The organism is Acinetobacter sp. BWR-L5 (assembly GCF_039655985.1).
In the GTDB taxonomy this organism is placed as follows: Bacteria; Pseudomonadota; Gammaproteobacteria; order Pseudomonadales; family Moraxellaceae; genus Acinetobacter; species Acinetobacter johnsonii.
The window spans coordinates 41,612-68,424 of record NZ_JAGFEV010000003.1; the positions used below are offsets into that span (position 1 = coordinate 41,612).

Sequence of the window (26,813 nt, forward strand, 5' to 3'; positions counted from 1 at the left end):
TCTTAATTTGACTATACCCCGATTCGATGACAATCCAAGTAGGGGCAGACAAAAGTAGGGGATTAATTGCTGAATTTAGAATCAAATGAGCAACTTAGGGCAAGAAATTGTTTTAAAGTAAAGAGAGTTTTTAATTGCAAGCATTTGAATTAACTATAAAAAATATAAATTTAATTAACCGAATCTTAAGGTTTTTGTAAGGGGTATTTTAATAAAAAAATCGCAATGGCTTCTTGAATCAGTTGCTCGCGTTGTTCGGCATTGGGCACTTCATTCATCCCCAACAACATTTCTTGGTGACGATATCCAAACAGCAAAGACATTAATAAGGTGATGACCTCGTTGACCTGTTCAAACTGAAGAACGCCTAAGGTTTGGGCTTGGTCAAAGAACTGTTCCCAAATCGCCCGCATTTTGAGGTGAGAGGCTTTATAGAAGTTCTCTAGCAATGGGTTTTGTTCAGCGGCTAGCTGCAATAGTAGGTGCTCCAGCTTGATGGCCTCAGGCAGGTTAATAATATGCATCGATAGTGCACAAATTTGTTCGAGCATGGGCACAAAGTCTTCGGCACGTTGCAATTGAAATGAACGACCCAGCATCAGCTTTTCACAGGTTTCCTCAATTGCACAACTGAACAGATTGGCTTTGTCCTGAAAATGGTTATACACCGTGAGTTTGGTGACGTGCGCTTCCTTGGCAATATGGTCCATGCTGGAGCCGTGGTAGCCATGTTGTAAAAACAACTGACGTGCCACCTCCAAAATACGTTGCCGTTTTTCTAAATCCTTGGGACGTCCTGCTGAAGCTTGCACACATTTTCCTAAAAAAAAGTTCAAAAAGTCATTTACATCTGAGCATATCTTTAATTAGTGTACTATGCAGTATATTAATTAAAAAATAACCAAGTTAAGTCTGGATATTGTGCCTGATTAATTGGTGGTTATGGAAGAAGAGCAGACTTCATGAGCAAAATTCAGACCCTTGTGGCAAGTATGATGGTGGTGTGTAGTATCACCTTGTGGGGATGTAGCAAAGACACGACCGAACCAGAGTCGGTGCCTTTGGTAATGGTGAGCCAACCGAATACCACGCATCTAGAACAAAAAAGCTATGCAGGCGAAGTGCAAGCCCGCCAACAAACGGCACTGTCCTTTCGTGTTGGGGGACAAGTTACGGAGCGTCTGGTCGATGTGGGTGACCAAGTCAAAGTCGGACAAGTTTTAGCGCGCTTAGATGTACAGGATGCCCAGTTGCAATTAAATGCAGCCAAAGCACAGTTAGAAAGTGCCCAAGCGGCTGAAAAAAATGCGCAGGATGAACTCAAACGTTTTAAACAATTGTTACCGAGTAATGCGGTGAGTCGATCACAGTACGACAGCGTTGAAAATCAATATAAAGCTGCGCTGTCGAGCTTGAAACAAGCACAAGCCAATTATAACGTTATGCAAAACCAAACCAGTTATAACCAACTGATTGCCAATAAAAACGGTGTGATTACCGAGCGTAATATTGAAATTGGACAGGTGATTTCAGCAGGACAACCGGCTTTCCAGTTGGCCATTTCAGGTGATCGTGAAGTGGTGATTGGTGTACCTGAACAAGCCATTGCTCAGATTAAAGTTGGACAAGATGCCCTAGTCACTTTGTGGTCCAAACCCGATGAACGTTTTGCTGCCTACGTCCGGGAAATTTCGCCTGCCGCAGATCAGTCACGTACTTTTAGTGTCAAAGTGGCTTTGCGTGAAGGACAAAATACGATTCAACTGGGACAGAGTGCTCGGGTGTTTTTCAGCTCAACCGAAAGCAATGTGTTGAGTGTACCGTTAGCCAGTGTTTCCGCTACGGGTAAAAATGCCTATGTCTGGGTGGTGAATACTGATAACAGCATTCGTAAAGTCCCTGTCAGCGTGGGGGAGTATGGTCGAGACAGCGTTACCATTCGTTCAGGTTTACAGCCAAAGGACTATGTCGTGGTGGGTGGGGTACATTTACTGCGTGAAAAACAAAAAATTCAACCGATTAGCCGTGACAACAAAACGGTCAAGATTGCGACAGGGAGTTAAGCATGAACTATAACCTGTCGGAATGGGCCTTAAAGAATAAGGGCTTGGTCCTTTATTTGATGTTGTTACTGGGCATCGTGGGTGTGGTGTCTTATTCCAAACTTGCACAAAGCGAAGACCCACCTTTTACCTTTAAAGTGATGGTGGTACAGACCTATTGGCCAGGTGCAACAGCGCGTGAGGTGTCTGAACAAGTTACCGACCGTATTGAAAAAGAGCTGATGACCACGGGTAAGTATGAGCGCATTATGGCCTACTCCAGACCCGGCGAGTCGATGGTGACTTTTGTGGCACGAGATGCCATGCGCTCCAGTGAGATACCGGATGTGTGGTATGACGTACGCAAGAAGGTTGGAGACATCAAACATCAGCTGCCCAATGGGGTGCAAGGGCCATTCTTTAATGATGAATTCGGCGATACTTTCGGCAACATTTATGTGCTGACGGGTAAAGACTTCGATTATGCGGTGATGAAAGAATATGCCGACCGTCTACAGTTACAACTGCAACGCGTCAAAGATGTCGCTAAGGTCAACTTGGTTGGGCTGCAAGATCAAAAGATTTGGATTGAAATTTCCAACACCAAGTCGGCGCAGTTAGGCATTCCTGTGACAGCGGTACAACAAGCTTTGCAACAGCAAAATACCATGGCCAGTGCAGGCTTTTTTGAAACAGAATCGGATCGTATTCAACTCCGAGTCACAGGGCAAATTAAGAGCGTTGAAGAACTGCAACGTATGCCTTTATTGGTCAATGGGAAAACCATCCAGCTCAGCGATGTTGCCGACGTCTATCGTGGCTTTAGTGAACCCGCGCAACCCCGTATGCGCTTTATGGGGGAAAATGGCATTGGGATTGCGGTGTCGATGCGTAAAGGTGGCGACATCTTGGCTTTGGGTAAAAACTTAGAAACTGAGTTTTCCAAGCTGCAAAAAACCTTACCTTTAGGTATGGAGCTGAAAAAAGTTTCAGATCAGCCTGTTGCTGTAAAGCGTAGTGTCAACGAGTTCATGAAAGTTTTGGCTGAAGCGGTGATTATTGTCTTGCTGGTCAGTTTTTTCTCGCTGGGTTTCCGTACTGGACTGGTGGTGGCATTATCTATTCCACTGGTTTTGGCCATGACCTTTGCGGGCATGAACATTTTTGATGTTGGACTGCATAAAATTTCTTTGGGTGCGCTGATTCTGGCGCTCGGACTCTTGGTCGATGACGCCATTATTGCTGTGGAAATGATGGCAATCAAAATGGAACAAGGCTACAGCCGACTACAAGCAGCAGGGCATGCATGGCGAACGACGGCTTTCCCAATGTTGACGGGCACTTTGATTACCGCTGCGGGCTTTTTACCGATTGCTACAGCAGCGTCCAGTACAGGTGAATACACTCGCTCTATTTTCCAAGTGGTGACCATTGCCTTAATTGTGTCATGGTTTGCAGCGGTGCTTTTTGTCCCTTATTTGGGTGACAAACTCTTACCCGATTTTAATAAAGAGCTGATTCAAAAAGCGCCGTGGTATAGTCATCTGTGGGCACGTTTGCGCAAACAGACAGAACCTCAGCCGATGGTACATCATGCAGGTGAGCATCACGATCCTTATCAAACCAAGTTCTATCAAGGTTTTCGCCGTTGGGTCGATCTGTGTGTGACCTATCGCAAAACGGTCATTGCAACGACGGTGGCTATTTTTGTGCTCTCGGTGTTGCTGTTTAAGTTAGTACCACAGCAGTTTTTCCCGCCTTCAAATCGTGCCGAGATTTTGGTCGACCTAAAACTTGAAGAAGGTGCATCTTTAACGGCAACTGAAAATGCAGTGAAAAAAGTTGAACAGTTCCTATCGAAGCAAGAAGGCATAGATAATTATGTGGCATATGTGGGCACAGGCTCGCCACGTTTTTATTTACCGCTCGATCAGCAGCTACCGCAAGCCAGCTTTGCTCAGTTTGTGGTCTTGGCCTCTTCACTGGATGATCGCAATGAAATTCGTAAATCCTTAGACACCCAAATCCGCCAGTTATTGCCCGATGTGCGTACTCGCGTCTCTTTACTTGAAAACGGTCCCCCTGTCGGTTATCCACTTCAATATCGCGTGTCGGGTGAAGACTTAACTCAAGTGCGTGCTTGGGCGGATAAAGTCGCAGCGATGCTGAGTGCTAACCCCAACACCACCAATGTGCATTTGGACTGGGGTGAACCAAGCAAGATGATCAATTTAGAGATTGACCAAGACCGTGCCCGCCAAATGGGGGTATCGAGTTTAGATTTGGCCAATTTCTTGAACAGCTCAATTTCGGGTGCCACCATTAACCAGTACCGTGAGAAACGTGAGCTGATTGAAATCCGTTTACGTGGCGATCAAACCGAGCGGGTTGAAGTAGCATCACTGGTGAGTCTTGCCGTTCCAACTTCAAATGGCGGAACAGTACCGTTGGCACAAATTGCAAAAATTGAGTATAGCTTCGAAGAAGGTTTGATTTGGCATCGTAACCGCCTACCGACTATTACGGTACGTGCAGATATACGGACCAAGTTACAGCCGGCCACTGTGGTGGATGAAATGGCCGAACAGATGAATCAGCTGCGTGCGGAACTGCCGAATGGCTATTTGGTTGAAGTCGGCGGTACAGTGGAAGAGTCTGCACGTGGGGGTAAATCGGTTGCAGCAGGCATGCCTTTATTCTTGGCCGTGGTCATGACTTTGCTGATGATTCAACTGCGCAGTATGTCTCGTGCTACGATTGTCTTGCTCACCGCGCCTTTAGGTTTGATTGGCGTGGTGTTGTTCCTACTACTGTTCAATAAACCTTTTGGCTTTGTTGCAATGTTGGGTACCATTGCCTTGTCGGGCATGATCATGCGTAATTCGCTGATCTTGATTGATCAGATTGAGCAAGACATTCAAGCGGGGCATGAATCATGGGATGCGATCATCGATGCGACAGTGCGACGTTGTCGTCCAATTGTGCTGACCGCATTGGCAGCAGTTCTGGCGATGATCCCATTGTCTAGAAGTATTTTCTTTGGACCTATGGCCGTTGCGATCATGGGCGGACTGATTGTGGCGACGCTATTAACCCTGTTCTTTTTACCGGCCTTGTACGCGCAGTGGTTTAAAGTAAAAAAAATTAGCCATAAGCTGTAAATTTATGCCAATATCAGGTGCGAAACGTTGAAAATTTCAATATAGTAGCACCTGAAATTTATGGCATTTTTATAAAGCAGTTTTTTGCTACACATTAAAAAATAAACGATGTAGCAAATGGGGTTAAACGCATGATGCAAGACAATGTAACCAAGTATCGCCGCTCTATCGCGATTTCTTATGTCTTCATGTTTTTGGCTTTGTTTACTGTGATTAGCGGCGCATTTTCCTACTGGTATGCCCGAAAAGTCACGCAAATTGATCATGCTGAAGTATGGTTACAAGCGCAAGCACTTTGGGTCATGCGCAATATTGTAATTTATAGCATTTTGGCGTTATTTGCAGCGTTGTGGTTTATTCCTCTTATTTTCTTCACTTGGGACAGTGCATTGTGGGTGACTGGATGCACGGTTGCAGGTGTGGTTTTTAGCTGTATTGCATTTCTCTTCCTTCTAAATGCATGGTTTAAAGGCCTGTCTAAATTTTTGAAAAATAAAGCAGTTTTCTAATTCTACTGATTTTTTTTCAAACACCCCCTTGTAAAACTTGGTTTGAACCCAATTTCAGACCACAGTTGAGTATTAAATAAATTCCGTGAGGAGCATCGCCAGACATGGCTAAACGTGATTATTATGAGGTTTTAGGTGTTGCTAAAACCGCTAGTGATGATGAAATTAAAAAAGCCTACCGTAAGTTGGCGATGAAATATCATCCGGACCGCAACCCTGACAATGCTGAAGCTGAAGAGAAATTTAAAGAAGCGGCTGAAGCTTATGAAATTTTATCGGATAGCGAAAAGCGCAGCATGTATGACCGTATGGGGCATCAAGCCTTTGAAGGTGGTATGGGCGGCGGAGGCGGCTTCGGTGGTGGTTTCAGCGCAGAAGACATTTTCAGTCAATTCGGTGACATTTTCGGTGGCGCTTTTGGTGGCGGCGGTGGTCGTGGTCAACAGCGTGCACGTCGTGGTTCTGACTTACGTTATGTAATGGAACTGACATTGGAAGAAGCAGTAAGAGGGGTGAAAAAAACCATTACCTTTACTGCACCAGCACCGTGTGAAACCTGTGACGGTAAAGGCTCTAAAAACCCGAACGATGTTGAAACCTGTAAAACTTGTCATGGAGCAGGTCAGGTTCGCATGCAGCAAGGTTTCTTCTCTGTACAGCAGACCTGTAGTACCTGTCGTGGTCAAGGTAAGATCATTAAGAACCCATGTAATACCTGTCATGGTTCAGGTGTTAAAGACCGTCAACAAACCTTAGAAGTGACGATTCCTGCGGGCGTCGACAACGGTGACCGCGTTCGTTTAACGGGCAAAGGCGAAGCGATTCGTGATGGTCAGTCAGGCGACTTGTACGTAGAAGTAGTAGTGCGTGAGCACGAAATCTTCCAACGTGATGGTGCAGACCTGTATATGGATGTCCCTGTGAGCATTGCCGATGCTGCTTTGGGTAAAGAAATTGAAATCCCGACACTCGAAGGTCGTGTGAGTTTGAAAATTCCTGAAGGCACACAAACGGGTAAAATGTTCCGTTTACGTGGCAAAGGGGTTAAACCTGTACGTACCAGTATGCAAGGTGACTTACTCTGCCGTATCGTGATTGAAACGCCAGTCAACTTAACAGCACGTCAACGTGAACTGTTAAAAGAGTTGCAAGAAACTTTAGATGGAGATGATCACAAATCTTCACCGAAGAAGAAGTCTTTCTTTGACCGACTGTTTGATTAATTGAATACGGCACGTCTGAATTGGTGTTGAAAAGAGCGGGAATATTTTCCCGCTCTTTTTATGTTATTGCGCTTCTGTTGGCAGCTCAGGTTGATCGATCTCTTCAACCGACACCATTTCTTCAGCCATAGGTGCAGCAGTTGGTACTTGTTGCTCGGCCTGTGCTTTGGGATGTGTGCTAGTAGTGATCTTGACCTGTGACAAACTTTCTAAGGTGTCGCCTGCTTGAACAGCGGGTTCAGCCTGAACCTGTGCCCAACTGCCCCCAAACGCCATCGCTAGAAAAAGTACCTTTGCTTTCATTCTACTTTCCTCATTTTAAAGTTGTTTTTAAACGCGAACCTAGTCTGCGTAAGATTGATTGCAAATTTGTGAAAAGCTTGAGAAATCATGTTTGAAAATAAAGCGATTTTTTCGATGAAAATGGCCAACAAACCTTAGTCTGGGCAATCAGTTTTGCTATAGTAAGAGCAATTTTGAAGCTAGATTAGGAATATGTTATGTCAGCAGCTCCACGCATTGGTGTCTTAGGTGCCGGCGGTCGTATGGGTCGCATCCTTATTCAAGCGGTACACGAAGCAGGCTATCAACTGGCTGCGGCAGTGGAACGCCCTGAAAGCTCACTGGTTGGTACAGATGCAGGTGAGCTTGCAGGTATTGGCAGCCTCGGCGTGAAGGTGGTGGGTAGTCTGGAAGCGGTAGTGAAAGATTGTGATGTGATCATTGATTTCACTGCACCAGTAGCGACCGTTCAGCATTTAAAAATTTGTCGTGAATCTGGGGTTGCCATTGTCATTGGGACCACGGGTATGAATGACGAACAAAAAGCTTATTTGGATGACTCGGCTACACAGACTCCTGTGGTCTATGCAGCGAACTATTCTGTGGGGGTTAATGTTTCGATTAAACTGTTGGAATTGGCTTCTAAAGTCTTTGGTGACACAGTGGATATTGAAGTGATTGAAGCGCATCACCGTCATAAAGTCGATGCACCATCAGGCACCGCATTGATGATGGGTGAGGCTATTGCGGGTGCTTTAGGGCGTGACTTGAAAACTGATGCAGTGTATTGCCGTGAAGGTCATACAGGACCTCGTGAGCGTCAAAGTATTGGTTTCCAAACCATTCGTGGCGGCGATATTGTCGGTGAACATACGGCTATGTTTATTGCCGATGGTGAGCGTGTTGAAATTACTCATAAAGCGACTAACCGTATGAACTTTGCCTCGGGTGCGGTACGTGCTGCGGCTTGGGTGGTAGGACGTGAAGCACGTAAATATGACATGAAAGATGTACTGGGTTTTAACGACATTCAAGTTTAAAAACCTGTTTCATTCGCCATAAAAACAAGATAAAAAACTAAAATAAGACGAAGAATAGAATGAAAAAAGTCATGTATATGGCTTGTGTTGTTGCCGTGATGACAACAGCACAGGCCAAACCTATGGATCAAGCCAAACTCAGTATTCATAAAAATAATATTAAAGTTTGGACCTATCAAAATGCGCAAAACCCAGTCTTTTTATATAAGGCAGAAACCACGTTTGATGTGCCGATTGAAAAAGCAGTATCACTGATCTTAGATGTTGACCATGCGGTGAAATGGGTGCCGTATATGGGTAGTGTGAAAGTCTTGTCGCGCGATGATAAAAAAGGCGAGTTTCAACTGTATATGGTTCTCGATTTTCCTTTTCCTTTAAAAGACCGCGACTTGGTGGTGCAGGGGAAAATGACCAAGGACAATCAGGGCATCATTAGCATTAAAAATAAAGCGATTGATAAAAACATTCTTAAAAACCCAGATTATGTGCGCCTCAATCATTATGAGGGCGATTGGACCTTTCAGAAACTGGGACCAAATAAAGTCAAGGTTTCGACCTCAGGTTATGCCAACCCTGAGGGATCGATACCACTGAAGTTTGTGAATATGTTTGTCCAACAACAACCCTATCAAATGCTGCAAAAAATGAAAAATCAATTGCTGGAACAAGAAGATACTCCTGCCCATTTACCAGCTGCCTTACGTTAATTTTAAAGACGAAGAAGCCTGTAATGCAGGCTTTTTTATGTTTTAAAACTTAAGGCTGTTGATAAGCGTTCAGCAGCTCTAAGGTTGAAGCCTTAGGCAGGTCTAACTGGATTAAACTAAGCATGGCATGTCCTTCACCAGCGAGCGAGATCTTGAAGTTTTCAGCACTACTTTGGTCACATTGAAACTGTAAATTTTTCTGGCGGGGCAAGTTCATCTGCATTTCACGTTCATTGTTCAACCGATATTGATAGGTTCGTTGGGTCGAGGTTTCAGTCAAGCTCGGCGCTAAACTTAAAAATTGATAATCAGTTAAATTTTGCGTTTTCAGAAACCCTTCAATCAGTGCTTTACAAATAAAATTCTGCTGCTGTACCTGCTGCGAAATATGTGGCGGTTGGCAAGCCGATAAGCTCAATAAGCAAAAGAGAGATATGATTATTTTTTTCATAAAAGTGCCTATTTATGGTTGTGAACGAATGACAGAAGCATAATTCTGTTGGCATAATGGATACAGATACATAAAAGTTAAAAAAATAGGTACAGATGAATGGCATTTCAGTATCAAAGCTTGGCTGCACAGTTGCTTGAAAAAATTCAAAATGCTGAATTACCCGCAGGGCAAAAGCTGTTGTCGTTACGCCAGTTTGCCAACTTACAAAAGGTCAGCTTGAATACGGCCAAGAGCTGTTATGAGCTACTCGAGTCGCAGGGGTATATTCATGTGAAAAATAAGTCGGGCTATTTTGTCAGTTATCAAAAAAATACCAGTCCATCTATTCCCGTACCGCAGCATCCTGATTTTCAGTCTCAAGCCCGTGATATTTCTAACTTAGAGCTACAGCTGGAAATTCAACAGTCTTCCATTAATAGCCGTCTCATCCATTTGGGAGCGATTCAGCTTTCTCCAAAACATGTGCCTGTAGAAGCACTCCGCCGCTCCATTCAACGTGCTTTAAAACACAGTCAACCTGAAGATTTTTTATATAGCGATAAGCAAGGTCATATTCGCTTGCGGCAGGCTTTGTCTGAGCATTGGGCTGAAGATGGCTTCTATATTTCGCAGGATGATATCTACATCAGCAATGGCTGTATGCCTGCGTTGTCGGTGATGATCCAACACCTCAGCAAGGAAGGCGACAGCGTAATTGTACCTACCCCAAATTTTAATGGTCAGTTGCAAATGCTGGCGGGGTTAAAGCGAAAAATTATTGAAATTCCAGCCGATACTCAAGGCTTTGATCTTGAACGTTTAGAGCAGGTCATGCAAAGTTCAGGCGCAAAAGCGTGCTTACTCACGGCCAATTATCAAAATCCATTGGGGTTTTGCTTAAGTAATGCAGAAAAAGAAAAAATTGCACAACTGGCGGCGCGCTATCAGTGCTATGTGATTGAAGATGATATTTATGGTGAATGTAGTTTCAGCTCGAGTCGTCCGCTGCCGATTAAATATTGGGATCAGCAGGGTTATGTGATTTTCTGTGGTTCAGTTTCCAAGTCCCTTTCAACTGCGTATCGGGTAGGTTGGTTCTGTATTCCGCAGCGCTTAGCGCATTTGAAGGCTACGTTATTGATGCAAAATATTACAGTGAATACACCTTTACAGTTGGCACTGGCCGATCTCATTTATAGTCGTGCTTATCGGGAGCATCTACAGCAGTTAAAGCCGATTTTGAAACAGCAAGTTGAGCAATACCGACACATGATTCAGCATGCCTTTATCGGAGTTGAGTTACGTATCAACCAGCCCTTAGGCGGCTATGCACTGTGGTTACAGCTGCCAGAGTGTATTGACGGTTTAGATATGTACTATTTTGCTCAGCAGCATGGCATCAATATAGTGCCAGGAGAAGTCTTTGGTGAAGGGCAGCGTTATAAAAACTGTATCCGCCTCAATGCAGGTCATGAAATTTCAACAGATATTCGCGCGGCAGTCACCTTGTTGGCCGATTGGGTGAAAGCGCAACTCAGTAGTTCGACGTTGGTCAAACAAGCGGTATAAAAAGCGCCTGTTTTGAGGCGCTTATGGATTAAAAATCGGCTTTGAGAACGATACGATAACGGGCTTTTCCAGAATGTAACCGTTCCAGTGCTTCATTCAACTGCGACATAGGATACAGTTCAATTTGTGGCGCAATGTTTTTACGTGCAGCGAATTTGAGTAGCTGACGTAATGCCGCAGGTGAGCCAGTGGGTGAACCCGTGATAGACTTTGCTCCACCAATTAGACTACCTGCATTTAACTTGATGGGCTCAAGGGGCAAGCCTAGAAGATGGATCGTGCCATTCGGTGCCAACGTACTGATATAGGCAGGCCAATTGAGCGTGACATTCACCGTACTGAGCAATAGATCGAATTTGCCTCGCTGGGTTTTAAGCGCATCCACATCACGGCTATTCACCACATGATCTGCACCCATGGCCTTGAGTTCTTCCGTTTTGTCGAGGTTCGAGGTAAACGCCGTAATTTCACAGCCCCATCCTCGAAGTAACTTAATAGCCATATGCCCTAAACCACCGATGCCAATCACGCCAACATGGTGAATGGCTTGAATTTGGTGTTTTAAAATTGGATCAAAAACGGTAATACCGCCACACAATAAAGGACCCGCTGACTCAGGATCTAGCTCTTCAGGTAAAGGAATAATCCACTGCCAACCGGCGCGAACTTTATCGGCAAAGCCACCTGCATGACCGACGATGGTTGCTGTTGACCCACCTGTACAGAGTACTTGTTGACCCGATACACAGGGGTCACAGTGTTGGCAGCTTTCTGCCGTCCAGCCAATACCGACGCGCTGTCCAAGTTTAAGCCCTTTGGCTTCGGAGCCTAGGCGACTGATGGTGCCAATAATTTCATGACCAGCGACAACGGGATAGACCGAAGAGTTCCATTCATTGTTAATGACCGAAACATCGGAATGGCACAATCCACAATATTCGACTTGGACTTCGACCTGATGTGGTTGCAGTTCACCCGCATCGAATTGATAGGGTTGTAACGCTGCGCCTGCTTGCATTGCCGCATAGGCACGAATGGTATTATTCGTCATATTCTATATCCTTATTTTCCTGTTTTTTATGTACTTTTACTTAAAATGACAGCTGTTTTCGTGATCATTGACCATGCCAACCGCTTGCATAAAGGCATAGCAGGTGGTGGGTCCGACAAATTTAAAGCCCTGTTTTTTTAGGGTTTTAGACATATTTTGGCTTTGAGATGTCTGTGCAGGTGCTGTACGGTAGTCAGGGACATCATTGTTGATGGCGTGTTGCTCGACAAAGTTCCAGAGCCACTCAACGGGGTTAATGCCTTGTTGTTTCAGGGCTTGCCATGCAATCGCATTGTCACGAATGGCGGTCAGCTTCCCGATATGGCGAATTAAGCCGATATCTTGGACTTTTTCGGCTAAGTCGGTATCACTTAAAGCCGCAATCTGCTCGATGGAATGTTGGAAAAACTGGCGGTGATAATGTTCACGCTTTTTCAAAACGGTAATCCATGACAGCCCCGCTTGTTGACCTTCGAGGCAGAGCATCGCAAATAATTGGCTTTCATCATGTAGTGGTTTACCCCACTCATGATCATGGTAGTCGATGTAAAGTGGGTCTGAGGAGCACCATCCGCAGCGTTGAGTGGTCATGAACATGCTCCTGATCTTTTTATAGGGTAAAGGGTGCCCATTGGTCGTGTTGATTGTCCCAATAAAATAATTGGGCGTGTTCGAGGTCGGAAAAGTTAATCCAAACATCTTTTCCTGTTTTTTCAGCAAATCCAGTACTGATTAAAAGCGCATCTTCAGTAATTTCCATGATCCAACCTTGGTGGTTTTGTCCAGCCAAGATGATTTTTTGTTGATTGCCTGATTCAGCAAATTCGACCAGACGGTTGATCAACGCTTCTGACATGAAAAATTCCTAAAGTTAACGTAAATAAGGATAGGGATTTACTGCACCACGGCCTTTACCTTGTAAATAAAGTCCATAATGCAAATGTGGGGCTGTGTGCCGTGCATTGCCTGTATTGCCGACATAGCCGATCAGGTCGCCTTTTTTGACATAGTCGCCGACACTTAAGCCGCGTTTATGGTCATCAAGATGAGCATAGTAATGCCAAGTGCCTGCTGGCCCCATAATCCAAACCACTTTACCACCCAAATTGTTATTGCGTAAGTCTGCAACGAGACCTTCTGTGGCAGAAAAAACTTTTGTTCCACGTGGAGCCAGAATGTCGATGCCTTCATGCGTCCGTCCGCTACTGCGGGATGCACCCCAAGTATCTGTGAGTCCATGACGTTTAATACCTTGAACGGGTACAGGCAGTTGCTGAGCTAAACGCATGTTTTTCAGCTGTTGGACTTGTGAGGCAGGGAAATGGCTTCCACTCGGTGCAGGCGGCGTGGTGCGGCAAGCTGCAAGTAACAGAATCACAAAACTTAAACTGGCAAGCGCAGAAAGGCTGGGCAAACAATTACGCACGAACAATCCTTTATTATTTCAGTGATCTAATTTTAAAGTGTCAGGGTGAACCCAATGGATCACCCAACTATGTCACAGTTGAATTGCCGAGATCAATTTTTTCATCGCAGTTGGGATGCCCATTTCTGTGACGTTTTGTATGTCTAGCCATGTGCTGGCCAATTCTATACTTAAATGTTCGAGCTGGTCGGCATCGACTTCAAAGCAAAGCGCTTCTAGTTGCCAAGTGAAATGGGTGAAACTATGCGAAATGTCAGCGCGTTGCGAGACTTGTTTCAGTCCTAGACTTTGGCACAGTTGCGAGAACTCATCACGATTTTCAAAAATAGGTAAACACCATAAACCGCCCCACAGTCCACTATTGGGACGCTGCTGCCACAGCCATTGATTGTGATGACGCAGCACCAAAACTTGGGCAGACTTTACAGGTACAGCTTTCTTGGGCTTTTTAAACGGCAATTCAGTTTCTAGACCTTGTGCATGGGCCTTACAGTGTTGCTGCATTGGGCAGTATAAACACAGCGGTTTTTTAGGGGTACAGACGGTTGCTCCCAAATCCATGATGGCTTGGGTATAGTCGTGGTTACGTTCAGTTGGACAGAGTTCAGTGGCCAGTTGCCACATGCTGCGTTCATGCACAGGTTTGCTTAGATCATCCTCAATGGCAAAAAAACGCGCGAGCACGCGTTTTACATTGCCATCCATAATGACACCGTACTGACGTAAACCCAAAGACATCAGCGCCCCTGCGGTAGATGGACCAATGCCTGGCAGTTCAATCCAGTCCTCTAAAGTTTGAGGAAAGTGCCCCTGACGTGCCACAACCCCTGCGGCTTTATGTAGATTACGTGCACGGGCATAGTAGCCTAGGCCTGCCCAGTAGGGTGCGACCTCATCCCATGATGCTGTCGCTAAAGCTGCAACCGTTGGGAAGCGTTCGATAAAACGCTCGAAGTATTGCAGCACGGTTTTGACTTGGGTCTGTTGCAGCATAATTTCAGACACCCAGACTTTGTAGGGATCATCGGCTACTTGCCATGGCAGGTCATGTCGACCATGAACATCGAACCAAGTCAGTAACGCATCTGAAAAAGAGAAAGGAGACATCTGAGGCACAAGCAAAAAATTCGGCTTAGTATAACTGAATGTCTTTTCTGAGCCCGAGTTTTTGCGCATAAAAAATGGCGCTTATGCGCCATTTAAAACCATAAAAACTTAGTCTTTCGTCATGCCCCAACGTGCATCGAGTTTGAGCTCTTGGTCTTTGTAGCGTGGAATAATGTGAATATGTAAGTGTTCAGACACATTCCCAAATATTTCACCGTCATTAAAACCAATATGAAAGCCTGAAGGTTGATGACGCAATTGGAGTTCATTGCGTGCCAGTTCCAGTAAAGACATTAAACTTTTACGTTCTTTGTCGGTAATGTCAAAAAATGAGCTCACATGACGTAGAGGGATAATGACACAGTGACCTTTAGACAATGCATTGGGTTCGGGCAAAATTACCCCAAAGTCATTTTTATCAAGCACGTCATATTCATCAAAATTACAATATTGGCAGTGGGTCTCAGTCATTGTTATCTCCTCTAAAATCTAATTATGTATCCTGTTGGATCTGAAAAATCAAATATTTGATTTTTCAGCTCTAGTTAAGCACTGAGATTGCGTTCTAGCAAGTCATACATTGCATCTAGCCCTTGTCTTTCTGCTTCTGGGTTATAGCCCAAGTCTACGCCATTGGCTTTGGCACGCTCATCGGCCAATGGGTTGCTAAAACCGTGCTTCGCATCTTCAAAAATGATGACTTCATGGTCCACTTTTGCAGCATGCATTTCTTCACGGAAGCTGGCAACATCATCCAAAGTGACCATGCTGTCTAACTCACCATGTAAAACTAAAATTTCACCCTGAATTTGACCTTCGACCGCGGGGGCTTTCGGTGCCAATGTCGCGTGGAAAGTCGCCACTGCTTTAAGCGGTGCACCTGAGCGAGCTAAGTCTAAAACCACTTTACCGCCATAACAAAAACCAATCGCCGCCAGTTGAGTGGGATTCACTTCAGGCTGGGCTGCAAGCGTATCTAAACCGGCTTGCGCACGGTTGACGATGGTGTCTGCATCGGCAAAAGTTTGCATCATCCATTCATAGGCTTGTTTCGCATCTGTGGTGACATTTTTGTCGCCGTACATATCAATCGCCAGTGCAGCATAACCGTGTTCAGCCAGTTCGCGAGCACGTTGTTCAGTATATTCATTTCGGCCCCACCATTCGGGTGCAACGATGATACCTGCATGCGGTGTTTGAGAGCTTGGTGCTGCAAAATAACCAACTAAGCGTTGTCCATCGGCGGCGTTATATTGAATTTCTCGAGTTTGAATACTGATTGTCATGCTCAAATCCTGATAGATGATCTGTTCTGATTAAAGCATAAAAACTTTTATAAGGATTTGAAAAATATTCCGATGTACATGAGAAGTGTGAGAAATTATTTTTAAAGGCACACATAAAAAAGAAGGATCTGAACCCTTCTTTTTTGTCGTTAAGAGTGGTGTGCTTTAGACTTTGCCACGAGATAAAAAGCCGACAATCGCAAGAATCACAGCAATCACCAATAAAATAATCGCAAAGTCTTTGGATAAACCTGCTACGCCGCCAAAACCAAGTAAACTTGCAATCAGTGCAATCACTGCGAAGATAATCGCCCAACGAAACATAATTTTTCTCCATAGATGTTCTTATTTATTACTCTATTAGTATAGAAACAAGGTTCGGACACACTGTGTTGCTTTTGTTTAAAAAGTGTTCTGTTTGTATTTTAAGTTTATGAATATGATGTAAATATTGACACTTTAGATAGCTCTGAAAGCCATATGACTATAGGTTATAATAGTGCATTCAGTTTTATTGGCAGTGGTTATGTCCAACGAATTAAGACCAGAGTTTTGGAAGCATTATGCGCTCACTGAGCTACGTTCAGCAGAGTGGGAAGCGTTGTGTGATGGTTGTGGTTTATGCTGTCTGGTGAAACTTGAAGATGAAGAAAGCCAAGAAGTCGCCTATACCAAGGTGGCCTGTAAACTGCTGGACTGTCAAACGGCCAGTTGTCGGGATTATCCGAACCGCAAGCAGCATGTGCCCGATTGTATCCAGCTCACGCCCGAACTTTTAGACACGATTCATTGGTTACCACCGAGCTGTGCTTACCGTCGTCTGCATGAAGGTAAAAATTTGCCCAGATGGCACTATCTGAACACGGGCTCACGTCAAAGTATTCTGAAAGCGAAAAAGTCTGCGGCAGGACGTTGTATTTCTGAAGAAGAGATTCAGGATGACGACATCGAAGACTATATTGTGCGTTGGGTTCGCTAGTCGATAAAAGCACAATCAAATTGCATGAAAAGCTTGTGTCATTTGCCTGAATTTGCCATAACATAAGCATTCGATGAACGCATGATAAGTCCTAGCCCTATGTCCGATAGCAATATTCCACTGCCTGAACGTTTACGCCCGCGTGATTTATCTGAAATTATTGGGCAGGATCACTTATTGGGTGAGCAGGCACCGCTCCGCCAAATGATTGATCAAGGGCATTTGCCATCGATCATTTTTTGGGGGCCGCCAGGTGTGGGGAAAACCACGATTGCTTTACTGTTGGCGCAAGCAATCGACCGACCATTTGTCAGTCTATCTGCGCTCAATACGGGGGTCAAAGAACTCCGTGAGATCATTGCTGATGGCGGAGATTTAATGCCACCTGTGGTGTTTATTGACGAAATTCATCGTTTTAACAAATCACAGCAAGATGCCTTACTCAATGCTGTGGAGAAAGGCAAAATTACCCTCATTGGTGCCACCACCGAAAATCCTTCTTTTGAAGTCAACAGTGCATTGTTGTCGCGTTGTCAGGTCTATACCTTAAATGCGCTCGATGCCGATGCGATTCAAACTTTATTACTGCAAGCGATTAAGAACGATCCGTTTTTAAAAGAGCGTTATATTCAAATTGAAGAATTTGAAGCACTGGTGCAGTTTGCCGCAGGTGATGCCCGCAAAGCCTTGAATTTGGTTGAACTGATTGCGGGCACCTTCGAGCCTGACCTTGAAAATATCGTGACCAATGCAACGGTGGTCAAAGTTGCACAGCAAAATATTGCCCGTTATGACAAATCGGGTGAGCAGCATTATGATTTGGTGTCGGCTTTTATTAAGTCAATTCGAGGGAGTGATCCTGATGCCACTTTGTATTGGATGGCACGTATGCTCAAAGGTGGTGAAGATCCCGTTTTTATTGCCCGTCGGATGTTGATTGCAGCCTCTGAGGACATTGGTAACTCAAACCCCAATGCACTGCTGCTTGCTGGAGAATGCTTCCGTTCTGTTCAAGCGGTGGGCATGCCAGAGTGTCGAATTATTCTTGGGCAGTGTGCGGTGTATTTGGCGACCAGTGCCAAAAGTAACAGTACTTATCTTGCGATCAACAAAGCTTTGGATTTGGCTGAGAAAACAGCTAATTTACCTGTGCCGCTGCATTTAAGAAATGCACCGACCAAGTTGATGAAAGAGCAGGGTTATGGCGTCGACTACTTGTATCCGCACAACTATCCAGAGCATTTTGTGATACAAGAATATTTACCCCCTGAGCTCAAAGGAACTAAACTGTATGAGTCGGCACGTAATAAGCGTGAGGTTGAGGGTGAGCGTTTACAGCAACGCCGTTGGCAACAAGAACAGCAACAGCAGCAGTAATAAAAAGCCTGATGAAAAAATCAGGCTTTTGTTTTTTTGAGGCTTAGGATTTAGTCACATTCATTGAGCAGTTTTTTCTTTAAGCACTGTAGCGTTTTATGTTCCGATGTGCGTATTCATCAATTTTAATGCCGCAGGTAACACAGCGGCTAATAAAGCGATTGCCATTGTGATGTTAAAGCTCAAGGCAAAGCGTGGTTTCATCAGATATTGGCGTAAGAAAAGACCACCGACAGCCCAAACCCCGACACATGGAATGGAAACTACCATTAAAATCAGGGCCGCATAAAGAATATCACTGACATGAGGGTTTAAAGCAAAATAAGTGGCAATGGTGCTGATGGAGATCATCCACGCTTTGGGATTGACCCACTGAAAAAGAGCCCCTTGTAGAAAACCCATCGATGGTTTTTGTTCTAATTCGATGTTGAGTGGCCCACTGGACGCGATTTTCCATGCGAGCCACAGCATATAAGCTGTGCCGATTAAACTTAAAATAAATTGGAGCTGGGGCAGGGCCAGAAACATTTGATTTAACCCGATGCCGATGGCGAAGAGTTGCACGGCCACACCAAAGGCAATGCCTAAAACCAGAGGTAGGGTTTTACGGATACCAAATCGCGCACCAGACAGCATGACCAGTGCATTATTGGGCCCAGGCGTGCAGGTCATTACGACACAGAACAGCAGATAAGAGACAAACAGTGAAGCGTTCATAAAGGGGATGGAGTAATCAAATAAGTATCATTTTATTGTTGATCTATCACAATTTGGTTGTATATTGATCGTTAATACTGAGTTTTATGCAATAAATGATTGAATTAGATCGATTAGACCGAAAAATATTGTGTGAGCTTGAGCGCGATGCACATTTAACCAATATTAAACTGGCAGAACGCGTGGGTTTGTCACCTTCGGCCTGTTTACGACGCGTGCAAGAGTTAGAAAGAATTGGTGTGATCCGAGGCTATAAAGCGGTGATTGACCGTTCGCTTTTGGGTGTTGGTTTAACGGTTTATGTGACCATTGGGCTGTCTTGTCACTCAAAAGAAAGCTTGAGTCAGTTTGAGGATGTGATCACAGCAACGGATGAAGTCACAGAGTGTCATACCATTACAGGCTCGGTCGAGTATTTACTCAGGGTTGAAGTGGCAGACATCAAGTCTTATAAAAAGTTTCATACTGATGTTTTGGGAACGATTCCTTCCATTAGCTCGATCACCAGTTTTTTGGTGATGGATACCACTAAAAATCGATATACCAATCTATAAAAGCTTAGATGGAAAGGTAAAAAACCGAGCGAAATGGCTCGGTTTTTATCTGAGTACATATAGTTTCGCGGGATCATATCAAACGAGGCGCTTTATCTTTTTAACTAAGCATTGAGTGTTGAATCATTGCTGCATCAAGCTCTTGAAGACTATTCAATTATTTAAAGTTACCCTCTAAAAACTGTTGCAGGCGTTCACTTTTGGGGTGAATCAAAACTTCTTTTGGATCACCTTGTTCTTCAATTTTGCCTTGATCTAAGAAAATGACATGATTGGACACATGGCGTGCGAAGCCCATTTCATGGGTGACCACAATCATGGTTCGGCCTTCTTCAGCCAAACTTTGCATCACTTTCAACACCTCACCCACCAGTTCAGGATCTAGAGCACTGGTCGGTTCATCAAACAACATTACTTCCGGCTCCATTGCCAAGGCACGGGCAATCGCAACACGCTGTTGTTGTCCTCCTGACAAAAAAGACGGATATTTCTTTTCGACACTTTCTGCGAGCCCAACTTTTCTTAAATATTTTCGCGCACGCTCTTCTGCCTCACTCCGCTTTAGCCCCAAGACATGAACGGGTCCTTCAATAATATTTTCTAATACCGTCATATGCGACCATAAATTGAAATGTTGAAAAACCATCATCAGTTGAGTACGCATTTTTTGCAGTTGTTTAGGGTTTGTGGCTTTGAGATCGCCGTTTTTATCTAAAGTGGTCTCTAACTGTTCACCATTGAGCCGAATGCTGCCCTGGCTCGGTTGCTCTAGAAAATTGATGCAGCGAAGAAAGGTGCTTTTACCTGAACCCGAGGAACCAATAATGCTAATGACATCACCTGCATGCGCCTCTAGTGAAACCCCTTTTAAGACTTCATGATCGCCAAAACTTTTACAAAGGTCTCGAATCACCAGTTTTGCTGAATGTTCCATTGTTTCTCCTAATGATTCGATGGTTTTAAAAATGCCAACCAGCGTTGTTCCAATTTACGAAAGATCCAAATGAGGATAAATGCCAGACAGGCATACAGCACAGCGGCAATGCCAAAGGCATCAAACGTGGCATAAGTGGCAGCATTGACATCCCGTGCAATTTTGAGAATATCAGGCACGGTTGCAGTGAAGGCAATGGTGGTTGCATGCAGCATCAAAATGACTTCATTGCCATAAAACGGTAATGCTCGGCGTAGCATCGATGGAATAATAATGCGGGTATAGCGTTTCCAAGGCGACATTCCAAAGGCTTTTGCTGCCTCAATTTCACCGTAGGGAATCGAACGTATCGCCCCTGCAAAAATTTCAGTGGTATAAGCTGCTGTATTGAGTGCAAACGCTAAAATGGTGCAATTAAGTCCTTCTCTAAAAAACTCATCGAGCCGTTCATGGGCATGGACAAATTCGAGGCTATAAATCCCGGTATAAATAATCAGTAGCTGCACATATAAGGGAGTACCACGGAAAATATAAGTAAAAAACCAAACAGGTCCACGTACAAAAGCATGCTCAGAAACTCGAGCAATTGACAAAGGCACAGCCAGAACAAAACCAATCGCAATCGATAAGACCAGTAGCCATGCGGTCATGGCGACCCCAGTCATTTGAAAACCATCGGTCCACAGATAGGACTGCCAGTATTGTTGAATAATTTCAATCATAGTTGTCCCTTTTTCACACCAGCAGAATAACGACGTTCCAGCCACATGAGAATCAAATTCGAAAGGGTGGTGATGGCCAGATAAATGACGGCTGCAACAATACTGAAATAGAACACTTGCATGCTGCTTCGACCTGCATCTTGGGTAATTTTGACGATGTCGGTCAAACCAATTAAGGACACCAAGGCAGTGGCTTTGATAAGGACTTGCCAGTTATTGCCAATCCCCGGTAAGGCAAAACGCATCATTTGTGGAAAGAGGACACGCCTGAAGACTTGAAATGGGGTCATGCCATAGGCATATGCAGCTTCAAGTTGACCTTTGGGGACGGCTTGAAATGCGCCACGGAAGGTTTCCGTAAAATAGGCCCCATAAATAAAGGCTAAAGTAATCACCCCTGCCACAAAGGGATTGATGTCAATTTGCTCCATATGGATCGATTCGGTAATCGAGTTCAATCCAAGTTGCAGGCTATAGAACAACAACAACATGATCACCAGATCAGGAACACTACGAATGAGCGTGGTATAGAGGGTTGCAACATGACGTAAGATTTGAATACGAGAGAGTTTGGCACTTGCCCCAAACAATCCAATAATGATCGAAAGTAGCAGTGATAACAAAGCAAGCTGTATGGTCATCCAAGTGCCACTGAGTAATACGGGACCATAGCCAGACAGAAACATACTCAGTTTCTCCGAGTAAAAATATAAAATTTTATAAATCAGCAGTATCTAAAAAGTGTCGGTGGTGAACCGACACTCTATAAATTAATAAATGCTGAAGGAGAAGTATTTTTTCTCGAGTTTCTTATAGGTGCCGTCGGCAATAATTTCAGCTAACGCTTTATCAATATTCTTTTTAAGATCGACATCTTCTTTACGTAAGCCGATTGCAGCCCCTACACCGAGTGTTTTGGCATCGACCACATTATTGCCTGCAAAAGCAAAGCCTTTGCCTTTGGCCGATTTCAGGAAACCAGCATCGACCATAATCGCATCTTGTAATGTTGCATCTAGACGTCCCGAAACCATGTCTTGGTAAAGCACGTCTTGGTTTGGATAAGGAACCACATTCACACCCTTAGGTGCCCAATAGGCTTTTGCATAGCCTTCTTGAATGGTGCCTTGTTGTACACCCACACGCTTTCCTTTCAAAGATGCTGGTGTAGGGAGTAAAGGAGAACCTTTCTTCGCGACCATGCGGGTAGGCGTGTTGTAAATTTTATTACTAAATGCGATTTGTTTTGCGCGATCCGTAGTGACCGTCATTGAAGACAAAATACCGTCGAACTTTTTCGCTTTGAGCGCAGGAATCATCCCATCAAAGGAGTTTTCTACCCATACACATTTGGCTTTTAATTTGGCACAAATGGCATTGCCCAAGTCGATGTCAAAACCGACCAGCTTATTGTCTGGTGTTTTATATTCAAAAGGTGCATATGCGGATTCTGTGCCAAAACGAATGGTTTTCCATTCTTTTGCTTGGACAGTACTGCTCAGTGCTACGGCTACGAATGTAGTGGAAAGTAGTAATTTTTTTTGCCAGTTTTTCATTTTAAATATAGCCATCCGTAAAAAAACAAATCTAAGAAATAAGACGAAGATAGAACTTACCCTACTGAGTACTTTTGAATAAAAGCAACATCTATACCAGCTTTCGGCTCTTAGGAGATCGATGGATCTTGTCGCCATGAGAGATGAGGAAATAAGGGTATTTTTTCGGTTGGAATAATTTTTATCTGAGAACGTCCTGTTCATATGTTTTTATCATATGAAAAAATGAAGGTGAGACATAGTTGAAATATACCTGAAGTCTTGTGCGCTATGGCGTACAGAATTGATGATTTTTTAACAGTGGATCAATGTCTTACAAGACTATTTTTCAGTGCTGAATAGCTTATAAGTAAGCTGAAGTACTGCAATAGCACTGGATCTGAAAACAAAAAAACCGAACGTTTAAGCTCGGCTTTTTGAATGACGCAACTTAAAGGAGTGGTATTAGCTTAGAGGAAGAAGCTCATCTTTTAAGTTCAGCATTTGCTGCATTTGGGCGCGAATTTTTCGCTCAGTTTTTCGTACATTATGTGCATTAATTCTTTTGCTCATAGCCCGGATTGGAATAAATAATTTCTCACCCATACCATCGACCAAGACAAATTCGGGCTTATTATTTCGCTGCTCTGTATACATAATTCCTGCGATGTTTACCTCACCGAAGATAATGTGTAAGTCGCAGCAAAGCTGAAAAAAGTCATCTAGAGCTTTGGCGTGTTTTTCCTCAAATTGATGTGATTTGCATAACTCAAATAAAGTCATACCTTCACCACTTGGGCAGACAATTTTTTCAGTCACAAAACCCAAGCCTACAGAAGTTTTCACAAAACCATAAGGCATTTCGACAGGAAAGCTAAAGATATTATTTTTATAATGATTTTTACATAGCTGTAGATATTGCAATAATTCACGGCGGAATTGGCGATAAACGCCTTGCGACATTCTACGTTTAAGTTTGCCATGTCCTTTCCAGCCACCATCTTCATCCACTCGATTTGGATTCATGACTTTGATGATTTTGTTTTCATCCTCAGGATGCTGAAACACCATTTTTGAACAGCCTTGTCCGATACATTGCAGTTCATCTAATTGATAAATCATAGGGCCTTCTATCAGGAGATATACAAGAAAAGCATCATTAGAAATGTGACATTTCATGTGATTGAAATGACTATTTTACAAAAAAATAAATAAAATTTCATGAAACTTTAATATTTATGTTGTAGAGGGGGGATTAAAAAAGAACTTATAGGCTTGTATTGCAGTTATAACAAGGCATTGATCTAAAATGTGAAACATAAAAAAACCGAGCGATTAAGCTCGGTTTTTGAATCTGTAACAGATTAGATATCAGAAAGGTCGATACCTAAACGTGCAGCAACTTCTTCATAAGCTTCAACCACACCGCCTAAACCTTGGCGGAAACGGTCTTTGTCGAGCTTTTTCTTGGTTTCTTTGTCCCATAGACGACAACCGTCTGGAGAGAACTCATCACCAAGAACAATTCGGTCGTGGAATACACCAAACTCAAGTTTGAAGTCCACAAGTAGCATGCCACCTTGGTCAAATAAGTTTTTAAGCACTTCGTTTACTTGGTAAGTGAGGACTTTCATTTGCTCAAGTTGCTCGGCAGTTGCCCAACCTAAAGCAATTGCTTGAGACTCATTGACCATTGGGTCACCAAGCGCATCATCTTTGAAAAATAATTCAAAAGTCGGCGGGGTTAATTCCTTACCTTCTTCTACACCTAAGCGACGGCATAAAGAACCTGCTGCATAATTACGAATTACACATTCAACAGGGATCATGCTGAGTTTTTTCACTAGAACTTCAGTTGGAGAAAGAAGTTTTTCAAAGTGAGTCTCAATGCCAGCCGCAGCCAATTTATCCATGATAAAGGCGTTAAAACGGTTGTTCACCTTACCTTTACGATCTAGTTGTTCGATCTTTTCACCATTAAATGCCGAAGCATCATCACGAAAGACTAAAATCAGGTGGTCTGCACTGTCTGTTTCATAGACAGATTTCGCTTTACCAGTATAGAGCAAGGTTTGTTTTAACATGAGGGAACCTTTTTCAAAAAAAAATGCCTAGTACGACTAGGCTGGCCAATTTTGGTAAATCTGGGTTAACAATTCTGTGGCTTTTTCAGGCGCTGCAAAACTGTTATCGGCATTGAACACAGCGAGGTTATTGCTGCTGCCGACCGCGGTTAGTCTTAACACATAGACCTGTTGATCGATTTTAATGGTTGCTTCATAACCATTTTTGCTTTGACCAACAATTTGATGGTTGAGGCTGCTGAGGGTGGCAAGCGTATATTGCCAAATTGTAGCAGAATTTCCCTCAATTTTGAGCAGCGGATTCTTATTTCCGTCAATAATCAATTGAGGGCGGCTCACAGCTGTATCAACTGTTTCCGTTGATTCTGCATTCGACATGACTTGAGCAGCTTGAGGGCGCGGCATTGCAAAACGGTTTCCGCGCTTATTTTCAAGTACAGGTGCATGTTCAAGAGCGAGCGCTTCAACCGTTGGAGCTGGATACAACGGCGTTGCAGGTCGAACCATAGAGCCTTCAGGGTACTTAAGAGGTTCTAAGGTTGCTGTTTCTTTATAGTCCAAACTACCGTTATTGACTGCAAGGGAACTACAACCCGCTAAACTGACAACTGAAAGTGCGAGAGTAAGACCTAAACGTAATTGCATATTGATGTGCTCTTTATTTAATGACACCCGCTGTTGTGAGTGCTTCACGGAGCGGTGTGCGATATTGTTCTGCAAGTGGTGTTAATGGTAAACGAATACCCGTTTCGATTAACTCCATTTCATGAAGTGCCCATTTCACAGGAATTGGGTTTGATTCGCAAAATAGAATTTCGTGTAAATTTGCAACTTGGGTATTTAGGTTTTCAGCTTGTTCAGCTTCGCCTGCCAGTGCTGCCGCACAAACATCGCTCATTTCTTTTGGGGCAACGTTCGCAGTCACAGAAATATTACCTTTTGCTCCCGACAGAATCAGTTGATAAGCCGTTGCATCATCACCTGAATAGACGGTCATCGCTTTGCCAGCAAGGCCTTCGAGCAGTGCTTGGCCACGAGGGACATCACCTGTGGCATCTTTAATGCCCACAATTTGAGGAATATCGGCCAAACGAATGACCGTTTCATTCGCCATATCGACACCTGTACGACCAGGTACGTTATACAGAATTTGAGGAAGATCAACAGCTTCAGCAATAGCTTTATAGTGTTGATATAAGCCTTCTTGAGTCGGTTTATTATAATAAGGGGTAACCAGAAGAGCAGCATCTGCACCGAGTTCTTTGGCTTCTTTCGTCAACTCGATGGCTTCACGCGTTGAATTCGCGCCAGTCCCCGCAATAATAGGGATGCGTTTGTTCGCGACACGAATGATTTCTTTAATCACTTGTGTATGCTCTTTCATGCTTAGAGTAGACGCTTCACCCGTTGTACCGACAGCAACAATGCTATTTGTGCCTTGTGCGATGTGCCACTCAACGAGCTTCTCTAGACCCTTCCAATCTACGCTGCCATCTTCAAACATAGGGGTGACGATTGCGACAATTGAGCCTTGGATGGTCTGTGCTTGCTGAGTCATTTTAAAAAAATATCCTATTTGTCCATCCAGTTAGGCCAGAAAAACATAAGATTGGATGGGTGCGTATTTTAATTTATAGCATTTTCAAAGCGCTGATGCATTGAATAATGCTTATGCAAATTATGAACGAACACAACATGAAGAACAATATGCTTTAGTCAAAGTGTATAAAAACTTTATCTGTCGCTACAAAAATACAGCTTGTTCAAATGGTAGACAAAGAAATGCATCTTATTTTGCATCTGAAAAGAGCGTTTTGCATAACCTATGGCCATGGATTAACGCATTTAAAAAAAAAGAGGCTCTTCATCTCAATCGAGCATTAGAAGCCGATCAAATTGAATATTGGGTTATAAACTTCTATAAACGTCAGGATTTTGCATGATTATACGAGTTCTCTAAGTATGTGTGACATCGTCCTTTTAACGTTATAGATTAATGCCTAGCATTTTGTTCTGTATTCTATTTTCGCTTCAATTTGCCGCAATATCCATTGCACTCAAGGCTGTGGTCATTT

Annotated in this window: 31 protein-coding genes; 11 read left to right on the top strand and 20 right to left on the bottom strand. The window is 43.8% G+C overall.

Annotated features, from left to right (window positions below; translation table 11 throughout):
* Positions 1 to 185 precede the first annotated feature (185 nt).
* A complete protein-coding gene (locus tag JZ787_RS05940; protein WP_346311922.1) occupies positions 186 to 812 on the bottom strand; it encodes a TetR/AcrR family transcriptional regulator in 627 nt (208 codons plus the stop codon).
* A gap of 150 nt (positions 813 to 962) precedes the next feature.
* On the opposite strand from JZ787_RS05940, the gene JZ787_RS05945 reads away from it, so the two are divergent.
* The 4 genes from JZ787_RS05945 to dnaJ all read left to right on the top strand — a co-directional run bounded on the left by JZ787_RS05945 (position 963) and on the right by dnaJ (position 6,935).
* Positions 963 to 2,063, top strand: a complete 1,101-nt coding sequence (locus tag JZ787_RS05945) for an efflux RND transporter periplasmic adaptor subunit (protein WP_346311923.1) — start codon at positions 963 to 965, stop codon at positions 2,061 to 2,063.
* A gap of 2 nt (positions 2,064 to 2,065) precedes the next feature.
* Positions 2,066 to 5,203 carry an efflux RND transporter permease subunit gene (locus JZ787_RS05950; protein ID WP_346311924.1) on the top strand — a complete coding sequence of 1,046 codons (3,138 nt, stop codon included), beginning with the start codon at positions 2,066 to 2,068 and terminating at the stop codon, positions 5,201 to 5,203.
* A 131-nt stretch (positions 5,204 to 5,334) separates the two neighbouring features.
* Positions 5,335 to 5,712 (top strand): hypothetical protein, encoded by a 378-nt coding sequence (locus tag JZ787_RS05955; protein ID WP_004691852.1) that lies wholly within the window; start codon positions 5,335 to 5,337, stop codon positions 5,710 to 5,712.
* Positions 5,713 to 5,816: 104 nt separating this feature from the next.
* Entirely contained in the window at positions 5,817 to 6,935 is a 1,119-nt protein-coding gene (gene dnaJ, locus JZ787_RS05960; protein WP_004978425.1) for a molecular chaperone DnaJ, read from the top strand.
* 63 nt (positions 6,936 to 6,998) lie between these two features.
* Here the strand turns inward: dnaJ and JZ787_RS05965 are convergent, their stop codons facing one another.
* A complete protein-coding gene (locus JZ787_RS05965; protein ID WP_218288663.1) occupies positions 6,999 to 7,238 on the bottom strand; it encodes a hypothetical protein in 240 nt (79 codons plus the stop codon).
* 197 nt (positions 7,239 to 7,435) lie between these two features.
* Between JZ787_RS05965 and dapB the strand changes: the two genes are divergently transcribed.
* Together dapB and JZ787_RS05975 are read left to right on the top strand one after the other, a co-directional pair.
* Positions 7,436 to 8,257: a 4-hydroxy-tetrahydrodipicolinate reductase gene (gene dapB / locus JZ787_RS05970; protein WP_346311925.1), complete on the top strand. Its 822-nt coding sequence runs from the start codon at positions 7,436 to 7,438 to the stop codon at positions 8,255 to 8,257.
* Positions 8,258 to 8,316: 59 nt separating this feature from the next.
* Positions 8,317 to 8,964 (top strand): START domain-containing protein, encoded by a 648-nt coding sequence (locus JZ787_RS05975; RefSeq protein ID WP_346311926.1) that lies wholly within the window; start codon positions 8,317 to 8,319, stop codon positions 8,962 to 8,964.
* 49 nt (positions 8,965 to 9,013) lie between these two features.
* Here the strand turns inward: JZ787_RS05975 and JZ787_RS05980 are convergent, their stop codons facing one another.
* Positions 9,014 to 9,415, bottom strand: a complete 402-nt coding sequence (locus JZ787_RS05980) for a hypothetical protein (protein WP_346311927.1) — start codon at positions 9,413 to 9,415, stop codon at positions 9,014 to 9,016.
* A gap of 99 nt (positions 9,416 to 9,514) precedes the next feature.
* Here JZ787_RS05980 and JZ787_RS05985 point away from each other — a divergent pair, with 99 nt between their 5' ends.
* On the top strand, positions 9,515 to 10,966 hold the full coding sequence (locus JZ787_RS05985; protein ID WP_346311928.1) for a PLP-dependent aminotransferase family protein: 1,452 nt from the start codon (positions 9,515 to 9,517) through the stop codon (positions 10,964 to 10,966).
* A gap of 28 nt (positions 10,967 to 10,994) precedes the next feature.
* Here the strand turns inward: JZ787_RS05985 and JZ787_RS05990 are convergent, their stop codons facing one another.
* The 8 genes from JZ787_RS05990 to JZ787_RS06025 form a co-directional block, all read right to left on the bottom strand.
* Entirely contained in the window at positions 10,995 to 12,017 is a 1,023-nt protein-coding gene (locus tag JZ787_RS05990) for an NAD(P)-dependent alcohol dehydrogenase (RefSeq protein ID WP_346311929.1), read from the bottom strand.
* Positions 12,018 to 12,053: 36 nt separating this feature from the next.
* Positions 12,054 to 12,608 (bottom strand): DNA-3-methyladenine glycosylase I, encoded by a 555-nt coding sequence (locus JZ787_RS05995; RefSeq protein WP_346311930.1) that lies wholly within the window; start codon positions 12,606 to 12,608, stop codon positions 12,054 to 12,056.
* Positions 12,609 to 12,627: 19 nt separating this feature from the next.
* The gene (locus tag JZ787_RS06000) at positions 12,628 to 12,873 is read right to left on the bottom strand and encodes a hypothetical protein (RefSeq protein ID WP_004691836.1); all 246 of its coding nucleotides are present in this window, start codon (positions 12,871 to 12,873) and stop codon (positions 12,628 to 12,630) included.
* 15 nt (positions 12,874 to 12,888) lie between these two features.
* On the bottom strand, positions 12,889 to 13,431 hold the full coding sequence (locus JZ787_RS06005; protein ID WP_346312065.1) for a M23 family metallopeptidase: 543 nt from the start codon (positions 13,429 to 13,431) through the stop codon (positions 12,889 to 12,891).
* An 84-nt stretch (positions 13,432 to 13,515) separates the two neighbouring features.
* Positions 13,516 to 14,550 (bottom strand): A/G-specific adenine glycosylase, encoded by a 1,035-nt coding sequence (gene mutY / locus JZ787_RS06010; RefSeq protein ID WP_346311931.1) that lies wholly within the window; start codon positions 14,548 to 14,550, stop codon positions 13,516 to 13,518.
* 108 nt (positions 14,551 to 14,658) lie between these two features.
* Positions 14,659 to 15,021 carry an HIT family protein gene (locus JZ787_RS06015; RefSeq protein WP_004691832.1) on the bottom strand — a complete coding sequence of 121 codons (363 nt, stop codon included), beginning with the start codon at positions 15,019 to 15,021 and terminating at the stop codon, positions 14,659 to 14,661.
* A 74-nt stretch (positions 15,022 to 15,095) separates the two neighbouring features.
* Complete coding sequence (locus JZ787_RS06020; protein WP_234950961.1) at positions 15,096 to 15,836, bottom strand: dienelactone hydrolase family protein; 741 nt, start codon at positions 15,834 to 15,836, stop codon at positions 15,096 to 15,098.
* A 165-nt stretch (positions 15,837 to 16,001) separates the two neighbouring features.
* Positions 16,002 to 16,160 carry a DUF1328 domain-containing protein gene (locus JZ787_RS06025; protein ID WP_004647174.1) on the bottom strand — a complete coding sequence of 53 codons (159 nt, stop codon included), beginning with the start codon at positions 16,158 to 16,160 and terminating at the stop codon, positions 16,002 to 16,004.
* A gap of 202 nt (positions 16,161 to 16,362) precedes the next feature.
* Here JZ787_RS06025 and JZ787_RS06030 point away from each other — a divergent pair, with 202 nt between their 5' ends.
* Together JZ787_RS06030 and JZ787_RS06035 are read left to right on the top strand one after the other, a co-directional pair.
* Entirely contained in the window at positions 16,363 to 16,815 is a 453-nt protein-coding gene (locus JZ787_RS06030) for a YcgN family cysteine cluster protein (RefSeq protein WP_039890724.1), read from the top strand.
* A 99-nt stretch (positions 16,816 to 16,914) separates the two neighbouring features.
* A complete protein-coding gene (locus tag JZ787_RS06035; protein ID WP_346311932.1) occupies positions 16,915 to 18,192 on the top strand; it encodes a replication-associated recombination protein A in 1,278 nt (425 codons plus the stop codon).
* Positions 18,193 to 18,288: 96 nt separating this feature from the next.
* Here JZ787_RS06035 and JZ787_RS06040 read toward each other — a convergent pair whose 3' ends face one another.
* Entirely contained in the window at positions 18,289 to 18,909 is a 621-nt protein-coding gene (locus tag JZ787_RS06040; protein ID WP_346311933.1) for a LysE family translocator, read from the bottom strand.
* A 95-nt stretch (positions 18,910 to 19,004) separates the two neighbouring features.
* On the opposite strand from JZ787_RS06040, the gene JZ787_RS06045 reads away from it, so the two are divergent.
* Positions 19,005 to 19,463, top strand: a complete 459-nt coding sequence (locus tag JZ787_RS06045) for an Lrp/AsnC family transcriptional regulator (RefSeq protein ID WP_062032084.1) — start codon at positions 19,005 to 19,007, stop codon at positions 19,461 to 19,463.
* Positions 19,464 to 19,620: 157 nt separating this feature from the next.
* On the opposite strand, the gene JZ787_RS06050 is transcribed toward JZ787_RS06045, so the two are convergent.
* The 8 genes from JZ787_RS06050 to dapA form a co-directional block, all read right to left on the bottom strand.
* Positions 19,621 to 20,397, bottom strand: coding sequence for an ATP-binding cassette domain-containing protein (locus JZ787_RS06050; RefSeq protein ID WP_346311934.1), 777 nt, complete (start codon positions 20,395 to 20,397; stop codon positions 19,621 to 19,623).
* 8 nt (positions 20,398 to 20,405) lie between these two features.
* Positions 20,406 to 21,119 (bottom strand): ABC transporter permease, encoded by a 714-nt coding sequence (locus JZ787_RS06055; protein WP_004691821.1) that lies wholly within the window; start codon positions 21,117 to 21,119, stop codon positions 20,406 to 20,408.
* The gene (locus tag JZ787_RS06060; protein ID WP_234950965.1) at positions 21,116 to 21,805 is read right to left on the bottom strand and encodes an ABC transporter permease; all 690 of its coding nucleotides are present in this window, start codon (positions 21,803 to 21,805) and stop codon (positions 21,116 to 21,118) included. The genes JZ787_RS06055 and JZ787_RS06060 overlap by 4 nt, the downstream gene beginning before the upstream one ends.
* Before the next feature lie 84 nt (positions 21,806 to 21,889).
* Complete coding sequence (locus JZ787_RS06065; RefSeq protein WP_004691819.1) at positions 21,890 to 22,675, bottom strand: ABC transporter substrate-binding protein; 786 nt, start codon at positions 22,673 to 22,675, stop codon at positions 21,890 to 21,892.
* A 444-nt stretch (positions 22,676 to 23,119) separates the two neighbouring features.
* Positions 23,120 to 23,776, bottom strand: a complete 657-nt coding sequence (locus JZ787_RS06070; RefSeq protein ID WP_159152755.1) for a YrbL family protein — start codon at positions 23,774 to 23,776, stop codon at positions 23,120 to 23,122.
* A gap of 242 nt (positions 23,777 to 24,018) precedes the next feature.
* A complete protein-coding gene (purC, locus tag JZ787_RS06075) occupies positions 24,019 to 24,738 on the bottom strand; it encodes a phosphoribosylaminoimidazolesuccinocarboxamide synthase (protein WP_004691818.1) in 720 nt (239 codons plus the stop codon).
* A gap of 36 nt (positions 24,739 to 24,774) precedes the next feature.
* On the bottom strand, positions 24,775 to 25,383 hold the full coding sequence (locus tag JZ787_RS06080; protein WP_005401459.1) for a hypothetical protein: 609 nt from the start codon (positions 25,381 to 25,383) through the stop codon (positions 24,775 to 24,777).
* A gap of 13 nt (positions 25,384 to 25,396) precedes the next feature.
* Complete coding sequence (gene dapA / locus JZ787_RS06085; RefSeq protein WP_039890664.1) at positions 25,397 to 26,296, bottom strand: 4-hydroxy-tetrahydrodipicolinate synthase; 900 nt, start codon at positions 26,294 to 26,296, stop codon at positions 25,397 to 25,399.
* A gap of 100 nt (positions 26,297 to 26,396) precedes the next feature.
* Here dapA and JZ787_RS06090 point away from each other — a divergent pair, with 100 nt between their 5' ends.
* Positions 26,397 to 26,681 (top strand): hypothetical protein, encoded by a 285-nt coding sequence (locus JZ787_RS06090; protein WP_346311935.1) that lies wholly within the window; start codon positions 26,397 to 26,399, stop codon positions 26,679 to 26,681.
* The last annotated feature ends 132 nt before the right edge of the window (positions 26,682 to 26,813 follow it).